Annotated in this window: 12 protein-coding genes and 1 pseudogene; 1 reads left to right on the top strand and 12 read right to left on the bottom strand. The window is 37.1% G+C overall.

What is annotated here, in order from left to right; all coding sequences use genetic code 11:
• Positions 1-2 precede the first annotated feature (2 nt).
• From CUN60_RS01905 to CUN60_RS01870, 8 genes are all read right to left on the bottom strand, one after another.
• Complete coding sequence (locus tag CUN60_RS01905; RefSeq protein WP_102950411.1) at positions 3-1,094, bottom strand: DegT/DnrJ/EryC1/StrS family aminotransferase; 1,092 nt, start codon at positions 1,092-1,094, stop codon at positions 3-5.
• 40 nt (positions 1,095-1,134) lie between these two features.
• A complete protein-coding gene (locus tag CUN60_RS01900; RefSeq protein WP_102950410.1) occupies positions 1,135-1,704 on the bottom strand; it encodes a 5-formyltetrahydrofolate cyclo-ligase in 570 nt (189 codons plus the stop codon).
• Positions 1,705-1,712: 8 nt separating this feature from the next.
• A complete protein-coding gene (corA, locus tag CUN60_RS01895) occupies positions 1,713-2,807 on the bottom strand; it encodes a magnesium/cobalt transporter CorA (protein WP_102950409.1) in 1,095 nt (364 codons plus the stop codon).
• A 19-nt stretch (positions 2,808-2,826) separates the two neighbouring features.
• A complete protein-coding gene (locus tag CUN60_RS01890; protein ID WP_102950408.1) occupies positions 2,827-5,934 on the bottom strand; it encodes an efflux RND transporter permease subunit in 3,108 nt (1,035 codons plus the stop codon).
• Between the two features lie 24 nt (positions 5,935-5,958).
• Positions 5,959-9,084, bottom strand: coding sequence for an efflux RND transporter permease subunit (locus tag CUN60_RS01885; protein WP_102950407.1), 3,126 nt, complete (start codon positions 9,082-9,084; stop codon positions 5,959-5,961).
• Between the two features lie 461 nt (positions 9,085-9,545).
• Positions 9,546-10,406 carry a TRAP transporter TatT component family protein gene (locus tag CUN60_RS01880; protein ID WP_102950406.1) on the bottom strand — a complete coding sequence of 287 codons (861 nt, stop codon included), beginning with the start codon at positions 10,404-10,406 and terminating at the stop codon, positions 9,546-9,548.
• A 1-nt stretch (position 10,407) separates the two neighbouring features.
• Positions 10,408-13,602 (bottom strand): efflux RND transporter permease subunit, encoded by a 3,195-nt coding sequence (locus CUN60_RS01875; protein ID WP_102950405.1) that lies wholly within the window; start codon positions 13,600-13,602, stop codon positions 10,408-10,410.
• 174 nt (positions 13,603-13,776) lie between these two features.
• Positions 13,777-15,048 carry an efflux RND transporter periplasmic adaptor subunit gene (locus CUN60_RS01870; RefSeq protein WP_102950404.1) on the bottom strand — a complete coding sequence of 424 codons (1,272 nt, stop codon included), beginning with the start codon at positions 15,046-15,048 and terminating at the stop codon, positions 13,777-13,779.
• Positions 15,049-15,243: 195 nt separating this feature from the next.
• Between CUN60_RS01870 and CUN60_RS01865 the strand changes: the two genes are divergently transcribed.
• Positions 15,244-16,980, top strand: coding sequence for a PglL family O-oligosaccharyltransferase (locus CUN60_RS01865; protein WP_102950403.1), 1,737 nt, complete (start codon positions 15,244-15,246; stop codon positions 16,978-16,980).
• Positions 16,981-17,018: 38 nt separating this feature from the next.
• On the opposite strand, the gene CUN60_RS01860 is transcribed toward CUN60_RS01865, so the two are convergent.
• The 4 genes and pseudogenes from CUN60_RS01860 to CUN60_RS13385 form a co-directional block, all read right to left on the bottom strand.
• Entirely contained in the window at positions 17,019-18,398 is a 1,380-nt protein-coding gene (locus tag CUN60_RS01860; protein ID WP_102950402.1) for a porin, read from the bottom strand.
• 234 nt (positions 18,399-18,632) lie between these two features.
• On the bottom strand, positions 18,633-19,421 hold the full coding sequence (locus tag CUN60_RS01855; RefSeq protein WP_102950401.1) for a 3-hydroxybutyrate dehydrogenase: 789 nt from the start codon (positions 19,419-19,421) through the stop codon (positions 18,633-18,635).
• 12 nt (positions 19,422-19,433) lie between these two features.
• Complete coding sequence (locus tag CUN60_RS13390; protein ID WP_341866050.1) at positions 19,434-19,832, bottom strand: DUF3734 domain-containing protein; 399 nt, start codon at positions 19,830-19,832, stop codon at positions 19,434-19,436.
• A gap of 165 nt (positions 19,833-19,997) precedes the next feature.
• A pseudogene (locus CUN60_RS13385) lies at positions 19,998-20,584 on the bottom strand (patatin-like phospholipase family protein); the annotation flags it as partial.
• Positions 20,585-20,688: the final 104 nt, after the last annotated feature.

Here is a 20,688-nt window from a genome sequence, read left to right as displayed (position 1 = left end):
ATTTAACCAATAAACTGTTTAACTGTAGCAACAATCTTATCCTGAGTTTCTTCATCAAGATATGGATGCATTGGCAAGCTTACAACTTTAGCAGCAACTTTTTCGGATACAGATAAATCCTGTCCATGATAGTTATGTGTAAATATTGGTTGCTTATGTAATGGAATTGGATAATGTACTGCGGTTGGAATCCCATTCTCATTAAGAAACTTGATCAAGCCATCCCGATCATTTACTAGAAGCGTATACTGGGCATAAACCGAAGTATTTCCAGCTGCCAGATACGGAGTTACACAATTTGCATCAGATAAAAGCTGATTGTAACGTACAGCAACTTTTTCGCGTAATTTCACCTCTTCTGGAAATATCCGCATTTTTGCTAGTAGCACCCCAGCTTGCAAGGTATCTAAGCGCCCGTTTATACCAAGAGTTGCATGATGATAGCGTTTATCCTGCCCATGAATCCGAATCCATTTTAATCTAGTGGCAATTTCATCATTATTGGTAAAAATCGCACCACCATCGCCGTAACAACCCAATGGCTTAGAGGGGAAAAAACTAGTCGTTGCAATTGTAGTAAGACTACATGATTGACGCCCTTTATATGTCGCGCCAAAACTTTGTGCACCATCTTCAATAACCGCCAGATTATGCTTAGCCGCAATCGCATTAATTGCGTCAAAATCTGCACATTGTCCATATAAGCTAACTGGTATAATTGCTTTAGTCTTAGAAGTAATGGCTGCTTCAAGTTTCGCCGGATCAAGATTATAAGTTTTTTCATCAACATCAACAAAAACCGGAGTAATCCCAAGAAGAGCTGCCATCGATGCAGTCGCAATAAAAGTAAAAGCAGGGACAATCACTTCATCACCAGCTTTGATATCAAGCGCCATTAATGCCATTAAAAGTGCTTTTGTACCATCGCACACACCTATACAATGTTTCGCACCTGTATAGCTAGCAAGTTGCTTTTCAAGCTCTGGTACTTTATCACCAAGGATATATTGACCAGAATCAAGCACCTGATTAATTTCGTTTAGTACATCATCTTTGATTAACTGATATTGTTTTTTTAAATCAATAAACTGCATTTTAAGTCCATTAGTTATAGATAATTAACTGTAATTTGTTCTAAAATTTTATTAGTCTTTGTTCGGATAAAAAATAATCAAGCTGCAAATCCCAATCATCATGCGGTACTAAGTCAATCAATTGATCGGCATAGCCAACCCCACAAAGAAGCGGTCTTTCTGCCAAGCTAGTAAAAGTTGTATCGTAATATCCGCCACCCTGCCCAAGTCGATAGCCCTTTACGTCTACAGCAACTAGGGGTAATAACACCAAGTCAAGATTATAACATTTTGTTTCACTTGCTAACTGATAATCCTCGGGATAGAACACAGGGCATGACTCTGTTTGCTGAATAATTTTCTCAAACCGCATTAATCTATTCTCTTTATACGCAACTGGCAAAAAAACTTCAATTTCAGACTTCAAAGCATACTCAATGACAGGAGAAAGATTTAATTCACTACCAACGGCATGATAAACGCCAATTTTTTTAACATTAGTCAAAAGTGGTAAAAGATTTTTAAGTACATTTTGGCTTGCTGAAATGGATATTGAGGCATGAAGCAATTTGCGTAGCTGACGCATTTCACGACGTAAAGATTCTTTAGAGAAAGGAATGATATTATCCATACTACACACTAAAACCAATTACGCCGCTTAAACATTACTAGCATACCCCAAGGAATAGCAATCATTAATGCAATCGCCAGATAAAAGCCATAATGTTTATGTGCATAAGGAATGATATCAAAATTCATACCAAAAATTCCGCCAATGATGGTGGCTGGAGCCATGAGACAGGTAAGTACGGCAATAAACTTCATAATCTCATTTAGTTTCAGATTCACATTATTAATGTATAAATCTTGAATATTAGTCACCATGTCCCGATAGTTTTCACTCAGCTCATACGCCTGTATAATATGGTCATTAATATCTTTAAAGTATTTTAAGTTACGTTCTTCAATAAGACTTGATTCACTTCGGATAATCCCGCCGATTAAATCACGTACCGGAATAATATTCCGACGAAGGATGATTAATTCCTTTCGAAGAAGATTAATTTGAAGCAAACTTTGATTATAGCTATTATGAATAACCTCATCTTCCATTGCTTCAATCCGGTTTGCCAGTTTTTCCATTACCAAAAAATAATTATCAACTATCAAATCCAACATACTATACAATAAATAATCTGCTTGGCGCTGGCGCAATTTAGTAGTCGCAATATTTAGTCTTAGTCTTAATGGATCGAATACATCACGAGTATCATCTTCCTGTATCGAAAGAAGGTAATCTTTGCCAAGAGCAAGACTTATCTGCTCACTTTCGACCCTGCACTCATCTTCGTTATAATAAAGCATATTTAGCTGACAAAATAAAACCCCGTCGACTTCGTCAACTTTTGGTCGTTGTCCAACACTAAATATATCTTCAACTAGTAAGCTGTGCACATTAAAAAGTTCACAAATGTGTTCAACATCTTTCTTATTAATTCCACCAAGGTTGATCCAATTAATCAGATCATTGTCACGGAATCTGTCGACTTCAGAGATAGTTAATGCGCTTTGTGAAAAAACATAGGTTCCTGAATAAGAAAATGCAGAAAGGCTACTCCTTTCTGCATACTCTCTCTCACCAGAAACAGTTGGATTAACTAATAGAATATCTTTGCTACGTTCCGCAGAAATCTTTGCGGTAGGCAGAAAATGTTTTAATAATCTATTAGCCATCTGAAATTACCTCATCTAATTATTCATCTTCCGGCTTAGTATAAGTTTTTTTACCCATAACTACCACAAAGAATAGTGGGACAAAGATAATTGCAATCAAAGTTGAACCAAGCATCCCACCAATAATACCAGTCCCAACTGAGTGTTCAGCATTCGAATTGGCACCATGCGCAATTGCCAACGGCAAAGCACCCAAAATAAAGGCAAGCGACGTCATGATAATTGGTCTAAACCGTTGTCTAGCTGCGATTAACACTGAATCAACTGTACTTGCACCTTCGCGCCAGTGTTCTACCGCAAATTCAACAATCAGAATCGCATTCTTAGCGGATAAGCCTAGTAAGGTAATCAGACTAATCTGGAAATAGAGATCATTGTCTAAGCCACGCATCAATAAAATAGCTCCAGCACCAAATAACGCAAATGGAATCCCCATTATTACCACAAATGGTAAACGCCACATTTCATATTGACCAGCCAACACTAGGAAGATCATAATCATACCAAAAGCAAAGGCAAAGGTTGACGTTGTTCCAGTATTTGCCTGCTGGTATGCGACACCATACCAAGTATAGCTATATTCTTTAGGCAAGACTTTAGTAGCGACATCATTCATTAACTGTATAACCTGAGAAATGGTGATACCATCTTTAGGTTCTACAACAATTTTCGTTGCTAGATAATCATTAACTCGTTCAATCACGTCAGGTGAAGTTGACATACTAGTTTTAACCACCGAGTTAACTGGTACCATTGACTCATTTGAATTTCTGACATATAAATTATCTAACTGCTCAGGGCTCTTACGGTATTCAAAATCACTTTGAACAGTTACCCAGAATAAATCACCCATCCGGTAGAAATAATTCACTAGATCTGGTCCATAATTAGCTTCAAGCAGATTATAAATATCAGAAACCTGCAAACCATAAAATTTAGCTCGATCTATATCTACCAAAACATTATAAGCCTGATTATAAGGATTAAATGTATAATAACTTCTTTCAACTAGTGGGCTTTTATTTAATTCAGCCGTCATTTTCTTGGCATAATTATCTAGGTCAACATAACTACCGGTTACTTTATCCTGAATATACATTTCTATACCGTTAGTATTACTGATACCATCAATAGCAGGCTGATTGTATGAGAGAAAATTCGCATCTTTATAAGTTTTGCCAAATTGATTAGCTCTACTAATTAAGACATTAACATCATCTTTTCGCTCATCCCAATCCACCAAGTCCGCAGTTATTGTAGCTACATTGGTTTTTACTGACCCCGCATGCAATTGATCAATCCCAATAAGGCTAATACTGTTTTCAATATTCTTCTTATCTTTTAGGAGATAAGTAACAAAATCATCCGTTACTTTTTCAGTTCTTTGTAACGAGGCATTATTTGGCAACGTAATTTGGGTCATAAAGAACCCTTTATCTTCATTTGGAATGAACCCTACTGGCATGATATGATAAATAAATGCAGTAAGTAATAACACGCCACCAAAGACGCCCATAAATAGTTTACGTTTTTCAAGTAAAAGCTTTACCGCAAAAATATAAGCATCGGTAAACTTCTCAAAACCTTTATTAAATGCGACAAAAAATCTGTTTTTAACTTCTACCTGATGACCATCTTTAAGCATTATGGCACACAAAGCAGGTGTCAAAGTCAATGCGACAATCCCAGATAAAACTACAGAAATTGCAATAGTTACTGCAAATTGCTGATAAAGTATCCCGGTTAAGCCACCCAGAAATGCTGAAGGAATAAATGCACAACATAGTACCAAGACAATAGCAATTAGCGCGCTCGCAACCTCTTCCATCGACTTAATACTAGCTTCTTTGGCACTACACTTCTGTTGTTCCATGATCCGCTCAACGTTTTCGATAACCACGATTGAATCATCAACCACGATACCAATCGATAGAATCAAGCCAAAAAGGGTCAGGTTATTGATACTGAAACCAGTAGCATACATCCCTGCGAAAGTACCAACAACTGCAACCGGAATGGTTAGAATCGGAATAAGTGTTGCCCGACCTTTTTGTAAGAATAAGAATACGACTAATACAACTAGAATACATGCATCACGTAGCGTTTCAGCAACGTTGGTCAAGGCTTTTTTAATAAATTTTGTATTATCAAAGGATATTTTATAAGTTATACCATCTGGGAACTGTTTACCCAACCGCTCCATCGTTTCCATAATTGCAGCATGTGTTGCCAACTGATTCGCACTTGGATCAAGATAAATCTGTAATCCAATAGTAGAATCATGATCAAGCTTATTGATAGTATCATAACTAAATGCCCCAAGCTCAACTCTGGCAATATCTTTAATCCGGATATACTGAACTCCGCTATTCCGTACGACAATTTGTTCAAATTGTTTCGGATCGCTATAATAACTCTGACCAACTAAATTAATTGTCATGAGGCTTGGTCCAGTTGCTGGCGGCGCTGCGACTTGCCCCACTGCAACCTGAACGTTTTGTTCATTAATTGCATTTTGGACGTCGGTAAGTGTTACACCAAGCTTTTGCATTTTATCTGGCTGTAACCAAATTCGCATAGAATAAGTACGTGCACCAGCCATTTGGACATCACCAACACCTTTAACCCTTACTAGCTCAGTATAAATAGCCCGATAAGTATAATTACTTAAATATACCTGATCCTGACGCCCATCCGTCTGCATTGAAATAGACATCAAGACATTTTGTGAACTCTTACGCATGGTCACACCAAGATTTTGAACCATCTGGGGAAGCATTGGTAATGCAGTATTCAGACGATTCAAAACATCACCAATAACGGCATTCAGATTGGTACCTACCGCAAAAGTAACTACCAGATTGTAATCGCCATTACTAGACATCACAGAATTCATATAAATCATCTGGTTGGCACCATTTACCTGATCTTCAATTGGAGACGCTACGGTTTTCTGGATAGTCTCGGCATTGGCACCAGGATAGTGAGCGGTAATTGTAATCGTTGGCGGAGCAATATTTGGATATTCTGCTAGCGGCAAATTAAAAATAGCCACCAAACCACAAATCACGATAATAATTGAAACTACCGATGAAAATACAGGATTATTAATAAAAAACCGTAGCATAGAATACCTAATTTATAAAAATTATTATTTTTTAACTTCTTTATTCTTCATAATCATGGCAAAAAAGGCTGGAGTTAATAAAGTTCCTATTAAAACTGAACCAAGTATCCCACCAATAATGCCCAAACCAACTGAGTGTTGCGCATTGGCACCTGCGCCATCAGCAAAAACCAAAGGTAACGTACCAAATATAAATGTAACTGAGGTCATTACAATTGGTCTAAATCGTAACTCCAAAGAGTGAATCGCACTTTCTTCAGAACTTACCCCAGTTTTCATAATCTGTAGGGCAAACTCAGTTAATAGAATTATATTCTTTGCTGATAAACCAAGTAGTGCAAGTAAGCTAATCTGAAAATATAGATCGTTGGTTCGACCACTAATAAGTAATATGGCAGCTGAACCAAATAGTGCACATGGAATTCCAAGCATAACCACCCAAGGTAAGCGCCACATCTCATACAACGCTGCCAGCACCAGATAAATCATTATCAACGAAAATAAAAAAGCTATTCCTGAAGTAGATTTTGATTGTTGTTGCTGAAAGCTGGTACCAAACCAGTCATAATTATACCCTTTAGGAATATTCTGAACTTCATTAACTACAACTTTCATAACATCAGCCATTGAATAACCAGGTGCAGGAATTAATGTTACCTTAGAAGCAAAATAATCCTGAAAGCGCTGAATTACCTGAGCATCTGTTGAGGTACTGATTTTAACTACACTATTAATTGGAATCATCTTATCTGTTGTAGTTGAGTGAACAAATACATTATCAAGGTTCTGTAAAGTTGCCCGGAAGCGATAATCTGCCTCAAGAATCACCCATACCAAATCCTGCATAATATAAGCGTAGTTTACATAATAGCTACTATACATAGCCTGAACTGAATCATACAGTGTATTCAGATTTACGCCATAAAATTTAGCACGATCAACATCAGGTAAGATCGACATACTAAGTACATTGGTATCAAGAGTCTGAAACCCAGTTGCAACTTCCTTATGTTTTTTCATTCGTTCAATGAATTGTGCAACGACTTTCTGGAGTTTTTTTGGATCACCAATCACCCGATCTTCAATAAAAAACTCTAAACCACCAGTAGTACTTAAACCACGAATTGCTGGCTGGTTAAAAGCTCGGATCACCATACCCGGCTCATGTTTACCAAACTCATTTACCTGATCAATAATATAATCAGCACTACTGTCCTTAGTTTTACGTAAATCCCAATCCTTCAAAACAATAAAGATTGAAGCAGAGTAGGTTTTTTGGCTACTAAAATCAAGAAAATCAAGTCCTGTCACACTCGTTATCGTATCAATACTATGATTTTTAGTAAGTTTTTCTACCATCTGATTTACTTTAGCTTTAGTTGCTTCAAGACTACTTGAGGAAGGCAAATTAATCGTCGAAAAAATAAGCCCTTGGTCTTCACTAGGTACAAACCCAAGAGAAACGGCCTTAAACATGGCTCCCATACCGATTACAACCGCAAGCCAAACCATTATAGCGGTTTTTTTATGATGAACTAAATAAGTGGCTAGGTTAACATAAAACTTAGTAAGTTTAGCAAACCATACATCAAACCAAGCAAGAAATTTTGGCTTTTCCATGCCCGACTTCAAAATAAGATGACTAATTGCTGGGGTAAAAGTAAGGGCACAAATACCGGATAAAACAACCGCACAGGCTATCGTTACAGCAAACTGGCGATACATTATACCACTTAACCCACCCAAAGCCATCACCGGAACAAATACGACACTTAAAACCAGAACAATTGCAACAATTGCCCCAAAAACCTCCTGCATAGTCTCTTCAATTACTTTGCGCAATGACCACTCCGGATGTTCTTCACGAAGCCGTTCAATATTCTCAACAATAACTATGGCATCATCAACAACAATCCCGATTGCCAAAATCAGGGCAAATAGACTAAGTGTATTTAGCGAAAAGCCGACCATATAAAGACACGCCATAGTTCCTATTACTGAAACTGGGATGGTACATATTGCAATAACACTAGCACGCCAATTTTGTAAGAATAGATAAATAATGACTGCAACTAGTAAAAATGCTATACGTAATGTTTCATTAACATTCTTGACTGAAGCTGCAACAAATTTTGAATTATCAAGAGTAACTCGATACTTCAATCCAAATGGAAAGCGTTTGGCATCTTCAGCTATTTTATCTAAAACTTGCTGCCTAGCTTCAAGTTGATTGGCATTTGGCACAGTGTAAATAAACATCAGCGTACATGGATAATTTTTAAATTTACCATTTTCATCACGATAATTAACTTGGGCTATTGTATTATAATTATTTGATCCAAGCTCGACCCTTGCCACATCTTTTATTCTTACCGTCTGGTTATTATTATTTTTAAGTATGATATTGCCAAACTGTTCTGGAGTAGAGTACATTGGCTGACCAGTCATATTAATTGTCAGTCGGCTTTCTGCCTCATTTGGTACAGCGTTGCTTCGCCCAACAATATATTCCTCATTTTGGTCTTCAATTGCACTCTGAAGATCATTTACAGTAACGCTATAACGCTGCATTTTATTTGGATCAAACCAAACATTTATCGCATATGAACCAGACCCAAAAACACTTACCGTACCAATCGTAGGCAATAACAATAAATCATTCTCTACCGTACGCTGTAAATATTCACTCACCCACTTAGGATCTATATATGGATCAGAATAATACGAGACCATCATCAACATATCTGGAGAGCTTTTACGCGCGGTTACCCCTTGCTGCTGTACGGTCATAGGTAATAATGGCATTGCTGCCTGCAAACGATTTAAAACCTCATTAATAGCATAGTTGGTATCCGTACCAACATTATAGTAAAGAGTGATCGAAATTGTTCCTGTTGAAGTGGTTGATGTCATCATATACATCAGATTTGCAACACCATTAAGCTGGTTTTCAATCTGGGCAGCAACAACTTTGGCACCAGTTTCAGCATTGGCACCAGGATATGAAGCACTAATAGAAATAGTAGGTGGAGAAATACTAGGGAATTGGCTAACCGGAAGATTCATCATAGCAACAGCACCACACAACATGATGATAAGTGAAATCACGGTAGCTAAGATCGGGCGACGAATGAAAATATTTAAACGCATACTAACAACATTTTAACCTTATCAAAATCCCAATTATCAGGCAAAACCTTCATCGCAAGCCCTACAAAAAAACTATATCTGATTGCCCTTGCTGTTTATTATCTTTAATTTTTACCATAAGTCAAATAGCGACAACCAAATATTATACACATAATTAGCACCACACCCTAACAAAATTGACACATGAACCAAAAGTTTTAGATATTGAAAAGTCATTATCAATTCTTTTTACATTTCACAAAGTTTCGGTAAATGGGATATAAAACAAGAAAAAAATGATTTACTACCATAGGAAGTAAAAGAATCAAATTTGAGGTACTTTAAGTATAATTTTATTGGAGATAACTCCAGATAAATTCAAGCAAGTATTGAACGGTCAAAATGACAAGTTAAATTAAGAACAATACCATGAATAATTATAAACTACAAAATAACATAACACATAATAAAAAATCCACCAATTAATTACTCATCTGTCTTGATTTAGCTTTATCAACACACTCCTTGGCTTCTCGCATATATCGCAACTCTTCAAACTTGCCACCCAAATCTGGCAATGATAAAGCTTTTTGACAAGATTGATTAGCACTTTCATAATAACCAAAATGATTATAAAATTGTCCTAACGCTACCCAATTATTTCGATCTTGTGGCGCCTTGACTGTAGTTGATTTTATTAATTCAAGTGCCTTCTCTTCACTACCACCAAAAATGATAGGTAGCTCTTCATAATAAACTCCGAGCATTCTCTCTGCACCGTAGTTTCCATAACCGGGATTCAATTCAATCGCCTTACGAAGCGCTGGCATTGTGTCATTCGCATTTGCAGCCATAGCAAGAACACTTTTTGCACGACCATAAGCACTCTGACAGTAAGCGTACCAATAGAACCCTTCGACTTCTTTAGCATTTAACTCCATAGCCTGCTTGGCTGCAGCAACACCATAATTAAATAACTGCGCCCCCGACTCTGTATCAAGAAATTCTTTTTCACCGTAGCCAAAGTTACCAATAAAATAAACAAGACGAGCTGTTTTCCATGAACTTTCATAATTTTTAGGAACCACTGGCTTATTCACTAAATATGCTGCAATTATTTTCTGGTTATCAATATCCTCTCGGTTCTGCCAGATATAATCCAGTAATTTATTTGACAAAGGAGCCTTTAAATCCAGAGAAAATTTTTTGTAGCTAGCTTCAGAGCTTTCTACTCCAGACTCAAATAAATTTTTCTTAATTAGGGCAGACTCAAAGTTAGTTGCCGCATAAGCTGCCATTGAAGTTATTCCGGCAGCAATAATAAAAACATTCAAATTTCGCATATCAACTTTCTTCTTTTTTCGATAGATTCATTACCAAAACAAAGAATAATGGTACAAATAAAGTTGCAATACATGTCGAACCCAGCATTCCGCCAATAATCCCTAAACCAACTGAATGCTGAGAGTTCGCTCCGGCACCTGAAGCGGTAACCAGCGGTACAGCACCCAAAATAAAGGCAATTGATGTCATAATAATTGGTCTAAAACGTAATCTTGCTGAATGTAATGCTGCATCTCTATAGCTCATAGCTTCCTTACGCACACCTTCAATCGCAAACTCAACAATCAAAATTGCATTTTTTGCCGAGAGTCCAATCAAGGTCAATAAACTCACCTGAAAGTAAATATCATTCGGTTTGCCAAAAATTATTAACGTAATAGCAGCACCAAATAAGGCAAATGGAAGCGCCATTAGAATAGATAAAGGCAAAGACCACAGTTCAAATAATGCCGCAAGAATCAGGAATACCATAATCAAGCCTAACCCAAATGCAATTTCTGACTGAGCCCCAGCTAATGCCTGTTGATATGAAGGTCCAAACCATTTAACCGCATAGGTTTTACCCAGTAGTTTTGGTACTGCATCGACAATCGCATCCATTACAGCTCCAGACGTATAACCTGCTTTTTCGTTTGGATTAGCTACAATTTGACTAGCCAAGAAGTCATTCAATCGAGTTACAACCTCAGCACCATTACCATAATGGTAGTTAACCAAACTACCAAGTGGAACCAGTTGATTGGTATTTTGTGATTTCACATAAATTACGTTTAGCAGATCCGGTTTATTCCGATACTGATAATCAGCCTGCAAAATAACCCACCATAAATCTTCCCACTTAGTAAAGTAATTAATATAGTAATTACCAAAAACAGCCTGCATTGAATTAAATATATCCGCATATTTAACGCCATATAGATATGCTTTCTGCGGGTCAATATCAATATACATTTCTGGTGTATCTACATTATAAAACTGTGCTGCACTTGACACCGCAGGATAATTATTCTGCAAATATTGCACTAACTTCACTGAATCATCATGAATCTGCTGTACAGACACTGGCTGAGTAGCTTGAAGATAAAAAGTTACACCACCCGTAGGACTCATTCCCCGGATTGGCGGTTGGTTAAAGGCAAATCCAGTGACATCTTTGATACTCTTATCAATCGCATTAACTTTTGCAATTAATGGATTAATCTGTGTTTCTGGTGTAGTTCGATCTTCATAGGGGTCAGTAATAATACTCAACGTTGAAGTATTTGTTTTAGTTGAACTATTATCAACCACGTCATTTCCACCAAGAATGGCAACTTTGTTAATTCCGGGAATTTTCATCGCTGCACTTGCTATTCTTTCGGTTTGCTCAAGATTGTAATTCATTGAACCAGCTGGCGCAACATGGGTGGTATTATAAAAATAGCCCATATCTTCCAGCGGAACTAACCCTGTAGGAATATGCATAAATAAACCAATTACCAAAGCCAAAACAACACCCCAAATAGCCATTGCAATCTTAGCATTGTCCATAATCTTGGTAACTATATGCATATAGCCATCACGCAACTTGTCAAAAGCCCGATTGAACCAGTCAAAAAACTGCTCCAGCCATTTAGCAAGTATAAAGGTTGGTTCTTTTTTATGTCCATGACTTACACCACGCAGGAAAATAGCACACAACGTAGGTGTTAACGTCAAGGCAACAGTCCCAGATAATAATACGGATATGGCAATAGTCACTGCAAACTGTTGCATTAATACCCCGCTAAACCCACCGAGAAAGGCTACAGGAACAAATACAGCATTTAACACTAAAACAATAGCAATTACTGGCGCAGCAACCTCTTCCATTGCCTTAATTGATGCCTCGACCGAACCAAGCTTCTCTTCGGTCATCAGACGCTCAACATTTTCCAAAACGACAATTGCATCATCAACTACAATACCAATCGCAAGTACCATCCCAAAGAGGGTTAGCGTATTAATCGAAAATCCAAGCGCAAATGTTCCTGCAAATGTTCCTATGATTGACACGGGAATCGCAATCACCGGGATAATCGTACCCTTAATGTTCTGAATAAATAACATTACAACAAAAAACACTAGGATAAATGCAGTAATCAAGGTAGAAATTACTGCCTCAACCGACAAAATTACAAATTCAGACGAATCATAATGATAGTAATATTTCATCCCAGCAGGCATGTGTTTACTTATATCAGTCAACACCTGATTAATAGCTTTTTTCACCTGAATCTGATTTGCACCCGGTACCAGATAAATGGATATAGCAGTTGCTTCAAGGCGTTTTACCTTGCCTGTTGCTGGATCTTTAATATAAGTATAAAAATACGTATAATACTGTTCTGCATCAAGCTTAACTTGTGCTACATCTTTAAGTTTAACGACTTGAGCGTTACTTTCATTTGTTCGTAACACTATATTCTGGAATTGCGACTCATCGGTAAAATACCCAGGAGAGTTAATCATGAAATTATACTTTTCATTACCACTCATCGGTGCCATGGCATTCATACCAATTGCATATGGCCAGTTTTGATCATTGACTGCGTTTGCAATGTCTTTTATTGAGATTTTATAATATTGCAACTTATTAGGATCTAGCAATGCTCTCATTGCATACTGACGTTGCCCAATAATACCAACCACTCCAACACCGGGAATCTGTTCTAGTACTGGATAAATATAGCGTTGTACATAGTTACTGATATAGAGCTTGCTTGGATTACCATCGTCTGAATAAAATGGAATAACCATAAATAGATCTGGATTCTTCATGCGCATCACAATACCTTGCGCCTGAACTTGCGATGGCAGCTGAGGTAGTGCAGTATTAATCCGATTTAAGGCATCCGCTTCAACTGCTTCAAGATTAGTTCCTGTTTGGAAATAGACATTTAGTGCCATCTGGCTACTACCATTAGCACTAGAAGACTGCATGTAAATCATGCCAGGGACACCTGACATCTGATCTTCAATCGGTGCAGCAACAGCATTAGCGATAGTTTCGGAATTAGCGCCCGGAAAGTTGGCAGTAATATTCAAAACCGGAGGAACAATATTTGGGTACTGCTCAATTGGCGATACCATCATGGAAACCAGTCCAGCAAGAACAATAATGATGGAAATAACCATCGAAAGAACTGGACGCAAGATAAAAAATCTACAAAACATTATTCATACCCTAACCGCTAATGCACAACTTATTCAACACTGTTAACTTAAACCATACGCCCAATGATTAATATGTTTATATGGTTTATTATACCTACAACACTTAAGCAAGGATTTCAAGTCCAATTACTAAAACTTGATACCCAAAGCTTAAAGATTCTAGTATGACTAATATCAATATTTATCTTTGTAGATATTTGCAGATTCATATATTTGCACAGGCTGATGCTTATTAGCCTTAAATGCTGAAGCATTATCCTTATTCGGCGTTACTTGCGCAGGCACAGATTTAACTAAACCTGATTCACTATCTTTAATCATCTCAGACTGATCTATAGTTTTATCAATTTTAGCCTCATCGCCAGCTAACACCTTAACTCCACCTGCAGTCACAACTTGCATACCATCTTCAAGCCCAGAGCGAATAATCCATAAAGTGCCCGTCATTAAACCAGGTGTAACATACTGTTTAGCAATCTTGCCATTTTTAACGAGATAGACATAAGCACCCTTATCATCCCTAAACACGGACTCTTGTGGTACAGCATATGAATTTTTATACGCTACACCATGTAAATAGATATGAACAAACTGTCCAGCAAGAAGCTGACTCTTAAGCTGTTTATTATCTACATAGGCTCGCATATTCCAAACACCATTTTGCAAACTAATTCTGGTATCTGTAAATTGTACATATCCAGAGTTTGGCATAGTAGTGCCATCAGCAAGCTGTAGATCAACGCGGAATTTGTATGAAGGAGGCACCGACATTGCGCCCTGCTGGATTGCATTTTGAATAGTCAAGCGGTCATTTTCAGGCATTGAAAACATGATGTACATATCATTTACCGAATTAATCTGATTTAATACCGTTTGATAAGCATTAACCATATCACCCACAGTAACTTGGCGTTCTGCAATATAACCATCTGCCGGTGAACGTACTACTGCATACTCAAGATTCAATTTTGCCTGATTAATATTTGCTTTATCTGCATCCACTAGACCAACTGCACCTTGCCAATTAATTGTTGCTGTCTCTAAGTCCTGCTTAGACACAGCATTAATTGCATATAATTTTACATAACGGTCATAAATTGATTTGTAATTTACCATCGCTGCATAATCTTTGGTAAGCTGTCCCTGATAGTTTTGTAGGTCCAGCTCAAATGGACGTGGATCAATTTGATACAAAGGCGTATCTTTCTTCACATAAGTACCCTCGGTATAGTACTGTTTGTAAATTGCACCACTAACTCGTGGAATAACCTGAAAATCAACAACCCCTTGCACCATTGCTGGGTAATCGTACACATAAGGCACATCATAAGCCTTTACTACTTGTACATCAACATGCTTTGCTACTTCAGGTTTTGCGGTTTCTTTTTTTGAGCAGCCACCTAAAACAACTCCTGCTAACATCATTGGGATAACTATTTTCTTCATGTATTTACATTCCAACAAAAATGACAATTGACACGTCTAAATAAAACTATTGTAAATCAAATATTTGACTCAAGGCACCACCAGATAAGATAAGTCTGCAACACTTTTTCAAGACAGAAACAATCACAATTCTATCATAACTTATGCGCTATGTTACAATAATCGACTAGAAAATTCTTTTATTTACGGGAAAAAATGTCAAAAATTCAAACTTTAGATAAATTTGCAATTATTGCAGGGTTAGCCGGAATATTTATTTTACCCCAATTAAATAATGTTCATTATGATCCACAACCTCAATTTTGGGCTGAAATTACTGCAGCATGGGCAATGTTAGGCATGTTTATTATCATGCTATACAGCTTCAAAAAAATTTCTATTCCAACCATAACAGTACCTCTCGCATTATTTGGAATTTACCTTGCTAGTCAATCTTTCTTTGTAACAATTGATTTTCCGGGTCTTAGTTATGTAACTGCCTTAGAGATGTTTATCTGCATCTTATTCGCTATTGCCATTAGTAGTTATAAAAATCGCTACAGCCTGAGTCATTTAATGCAAATCTTCTGCTATATAATGCTAATCGGCTGTATTCTCCAAACCTTAATAGGATTTATTCAATATACTGGTAGTGCTGCACACTTTGGTGATTTGATTTTTTATGATTCTGATCACCCAACTACTAATATTTTTGGGCATTTCGGGCAAAGAAATCATTATGCTCACTACCTAACCTGGGGTACTTTTGCAATTATTTACCTATACATACAAAAAAAACTACCTACAAACGTATTTTATACGCTAATCACTTGGTTGACCTTTAGCATAACCATAGCAGCATCCAGAAGTGTACTTATTTACTTTCCCGCCGCAGTAATGATTTGCTTTATTTACTTTTGTCTAAAGCGCGACCTTCCAAGCAAAAAGTTGTTAGTTACAATTATAGCAACAACTATAATCTTATTTGCAATGGAATACTTATATCCACTGATACACCATGTTTTTACAAGTCAAAATAATATAAGTTCTGGTCTGGAGAGAATAAGTGCGGACAGCGGAACAGGACGAAGGGGTGTAGAATGGGCTAAAGCATGGCTAGTATTTACCGACCATCCTTTCTGGGGCATAGGCTGGAATGAATATGCCAAAGAAGGTGTATTATTACATCATTTATTTCCCAAAGCCCCACCCAACGATGGATTATTTACCAACTGCCATAATCTAATATTACAGCTTCTAGCCGAAACTGGCATAATAGGAACGGCAATTACCATCTTAGGAATTATAATAATCATTTATCGAAGTATCAAAAATGAGGCTTCAATTGCTATGATAGTCCTTATGTGCATGTTATCAACTACTCTAATTCATAGTTTAAATGAATATCCACTATGGTATATGTATTTTCTTGCCGGATTTATCATGTTTTTATCAATGGATAAACCATTATTTTCAATTAATAGTAATCTAGTTGCTGGTATAAGCGCACTCCCATTATTATTTACAATTTATATCATGATTAAGGGTAGCTTTATTTTTGATAGAATGGTTAATTATTATGATACCCCTGATAACCAAAAAGACTTTATCAGTAATGCGGAATATCTGCAAAATCTGGTTGATCACAATATTTTTTGGTCGTATTTTGCAATTTATACACTAGATAACTACATCAACGTGGATACAGCATTCAGCAATGCTTTGTTTCCAACATCAATACAACTTAAATACACCACCCGGTTTGATCAGTTTCATCCCTACCCGGATACACTCATCAAGGAAGCCATGTTACAATGGAATATTGGAAATAAAGAGAAGGCAAAACAACTGGTAAATTTAGCAGTACTAGCCTTTCCTGTTTATAAAAAAAGCTTTCAAGAAACTTTAAAAGCCAAGAAATATTTACCACTAAGAGAATTAGTTAAGCCATAAAGAACAAAAGAGCCCCAGATTTTCTGTGGCTCTTTTTCTTAGAAAGTGTGTGAAAAACCTACCGCACTAGTACCATTATTAATCCATTTAGAGCCATTTTGGGCAATTGCATTTGGTCCGGGATTAGTGCCAGAACTTGACATAGTTGTATTCTGAGCAGCACTACCATACCATAATTGACCATAATTGACAAAAGCAATCGTCCGAGGGGTTATATTCCAGTCAAGCTCAGCTATTACTTGCTGATAACCAGTACCACCAATTTGATTATTGCCGCTAATAATATCCCATGCAGAACCACCAGCCATCATATTATTACCCATAACATAACCTATTTTTGGCGTCCAATTATCCAAGTGCCAACCAAAGCTGATACCCATTTCTGCTGTAGATAAAACTGCTTGGTTTAAAGCACAATAACCATTAGCACAACTTGCCTGATTGATATAATTAGAATTAACCCCATTTGCGGAAGGATTCTGAATCCAGAAGTTATTCATATTACCCTGACCAGGAATAGACCACCAACCGATACCTTGGGTAATTTGCCCACCGATACCGACAAACATATTATCCGGATCATTATACATAAGCTCAAGCCTGCTTACATAGGAATTTACTCCCTGTGAAACTTGGTTTGCACCAATATAACCAGCCTGGCTTCCACCCATTGTTTGGTAAATCCCCGAATTTGTCCAAAGCTGATTATTCCAAGTAAGAGAAAAATAGCCTGGAGTATAAAATATACCACCACCGATAATTGGTGAATTATTAAAGCCATTCATATCGCCAGCATAAATTCCATTTGCATTGGCACCACCAGTATTAAAATTACCATCTAGATTGGCACTATAATATACTGAAAACTTGGTTGATGCCCATGTTGGTGAATCATAACGAACTGTCTCAGGTAATACCTTTAATACCCGATCATAAGTACCCATAACGTTGGCATTAGCACCGTTATAGATATCTATGGCACCAGTATTGGTACGGAAAGTATTGGAAAGATTTCCAATACGGATTCTACCCCATCCACCCTGTAGCCCAATGTATGAGTCAGAAGATGCCAGTGTATTTTTAGCGCTAGTAATAGTTGCAGAACCCAAATTCGGATTGTTTGGATTTTTAGTACCCCACCCCGAACCAGTAGTATTTTGATAGGCTTCCCCGGTAGTTATATTTAAAAACTGCTCTACCTGCCATACTGCCGCCGTTTGTCCATATACATTATCCGTTCCACGGATTCCAAAATATGAGCCATAATCCTGCACCGACGTAGTACTCGGCTGCACCTGATTACTGCTTGGGAATGTATCATTTTCCAACGCTGCGGCAACCCTACCATATAAAGAAACATCAGCAAAAGTCGAAAAAGGGCAGCAAACCCCCAATAAGAAATAATATCTTAACTTCATTGACTCCCCCTCAAACACTGTGAAACATAAAGAGTCATCTATATCACAGTAAAATTATTAATCAAAATTATAATTATTATTTATTATTATATCATTAAATTTTAAAATAGTATTAGGCAAAAATAAAGCTTATTATCTATGAGAATAATTTGTTCAACCTGATGGCAAAATGGCAGAATCAATAAAAATAGCTGCATATATATGCAGCTATTTTTATTATAATAATCTAAAAAATTACATTCCAATTCCATGGCTAACAAGCAGTGTTTGACCAGTAAGTGCATTTGTTTCAAAGCCAGCAAGGAATAATGCTGTATTAGCAATATCATCAACGGTAGTAAATTCACCATCAACGGTATCACCAAGCATTACTTTTTTGACTACCTCATCCTCACTAATCCCAAGTGTAGCAGCTTGCTCTGGAATCTGTTTCTGAACTAGTGGTGTCAATACAAACCCAGGAGCTATCAGATTAGAACTAATTCCATGTTCTGCACCTTCTTTAGCAATAGAGCGAACAAAACCAAGTAAAGCATGTTTAGCCGCCACATAGGCAGATTTATTTTTAGAAGCTTCAATTGAATGAATTGAACCCATTACGATAATTCTACCACCAGTTTTTTTCTCAATCATCTTTTGCATACATGCTTTTGACGTCAAAAAAGTCCCATTCAAGTGAATATCCAATAACTTCTTCCATTTGCCAAAATCAAAATCAACAATTGGAGCAATGGTCTGAATACCAGCATTACTAACTAAAACATCTACTTTACCAAATTTAGCAACTGTAGCGTCAACTCCTGCATTCACCTGTTCTTCACTGGTAACATCCATTGCCACAGCCAAAGTTTCAGTATTATATTTTGCTTTGATTTCGTCAGCCACAGCCTGCGCTTGAGACAAATTCAAATCAGCGATGACAACCTGAGCGCCATGTTCCGCAAATTTTTCTGCTACACCCTTGCCTAAACCAGATGCCGCACCCGTTACTATTGCGACTTTACCTTTAACATTTCCAATCATAATTTGCCTTTCTTAAATGTTAATTGCTAATGGCTTACCACCATCTACAGTATATACTGTAGTTCCCTCACGATGTGTTTTTTCCCATTCATGAGCCTTCTCTTGGATAAGCTTCATTGTATTTTCATAACCCTGCTCCCAATGCAGGTGCGCTGTCTCCGCACTAAAATTATAATCTTTGCTATTTAACTCGGTTCCTTTAGGTGAGTGATAAATCACATGTACCAAATCGAGCCTATGTGCGAGTCCAAGCTTCAAAATTTCTCTAATTTTTGTCTCTTTTTTCACTTCTGGTGGTAATTTCTTACCCAGAAAATTTATTGCATGCGAAAGATTTTGCGTTGTTGCATGTAATGCACTTGTACGTTTAGAATGAGAAGAAAATTGGATATCCTTGATTCTTTCAAGCATTCCATCCATCGTATGTGGTAATGGTCCATGTGCTGAAAACAAATCAAACATAAAACAAAGCACATTTTTCATGCTTTCTTCATTATGAGCAAACTCATCCAGTACCAAAGATAATGGCGTATTTGCATAAACTCCGCCATCAACATAATAGCGGCCATCAATTTCAACTGCCGGAAACCCAGGGGGTAATGCCCCTGATGCCATAATGTGTTCAACCGTTATTTTCTCTTTAGCATTATCAAAAAAAACGAAATCTCCAGAGGCCAAATCAGTTGCACCCAAGCAGAGGCGTACATGCCCTTGATTTAAATATTCAAAATCAATAAGCTCATTTAATGACTCTCTTAAAGGTGTAGTATCATAAAAACTCAACTGATCTGGAGTCTGATTAGATAATAAAAAAGGATTAATTAGCCTTGGTGTATAAAAACCAGGACGACCAATTAAAGAAACCATTGCGCCCCAAAAGTTATGAACTTTAGCAACTCCAGCAAATGGAAAATTCGGAACCGGAACACTGCTAGTTACTCTATTCCAAAACTCCTTTAATCGTTCAATTCTTTTCTCGGGTGGGTTACCCGCCATTATTGACGCATTTATCCCCCAATTGAGATACCCACGATCATATCAGCCCGATAACCGCATTCATATAATGCTTCTACTCCCCCAACCTGAAAAGTTCCAAGTGCTCCGCCACCCTGAAAGACATAGACAATTTTCCGATTATTATGATTTTGCTGATTATAGTTCATGACACTTCTTTACTTTGAAAGGAATTATTATTTTCTTACATAAGTATTATACTACTAAGAAAATTTCATTACATAAATTTCATTACAATTATAAACTTATACTT

It is taken from the genome of Aquella oligotrophica (assembly GCF_002892535.1).
In the GTDB taxonomy this organism is placed as follows: Bacteria; Pseudomonadota; Gammaproteobacteria; order Burkholderiales; family UBA11063; genus Aquella; species Aquella oligotrophica.
The sequence above is the reverse complement of the archived record's forward strand: the minus strand, read 5'-3'. Positions and strand labels throughout refer to the sequence as shown.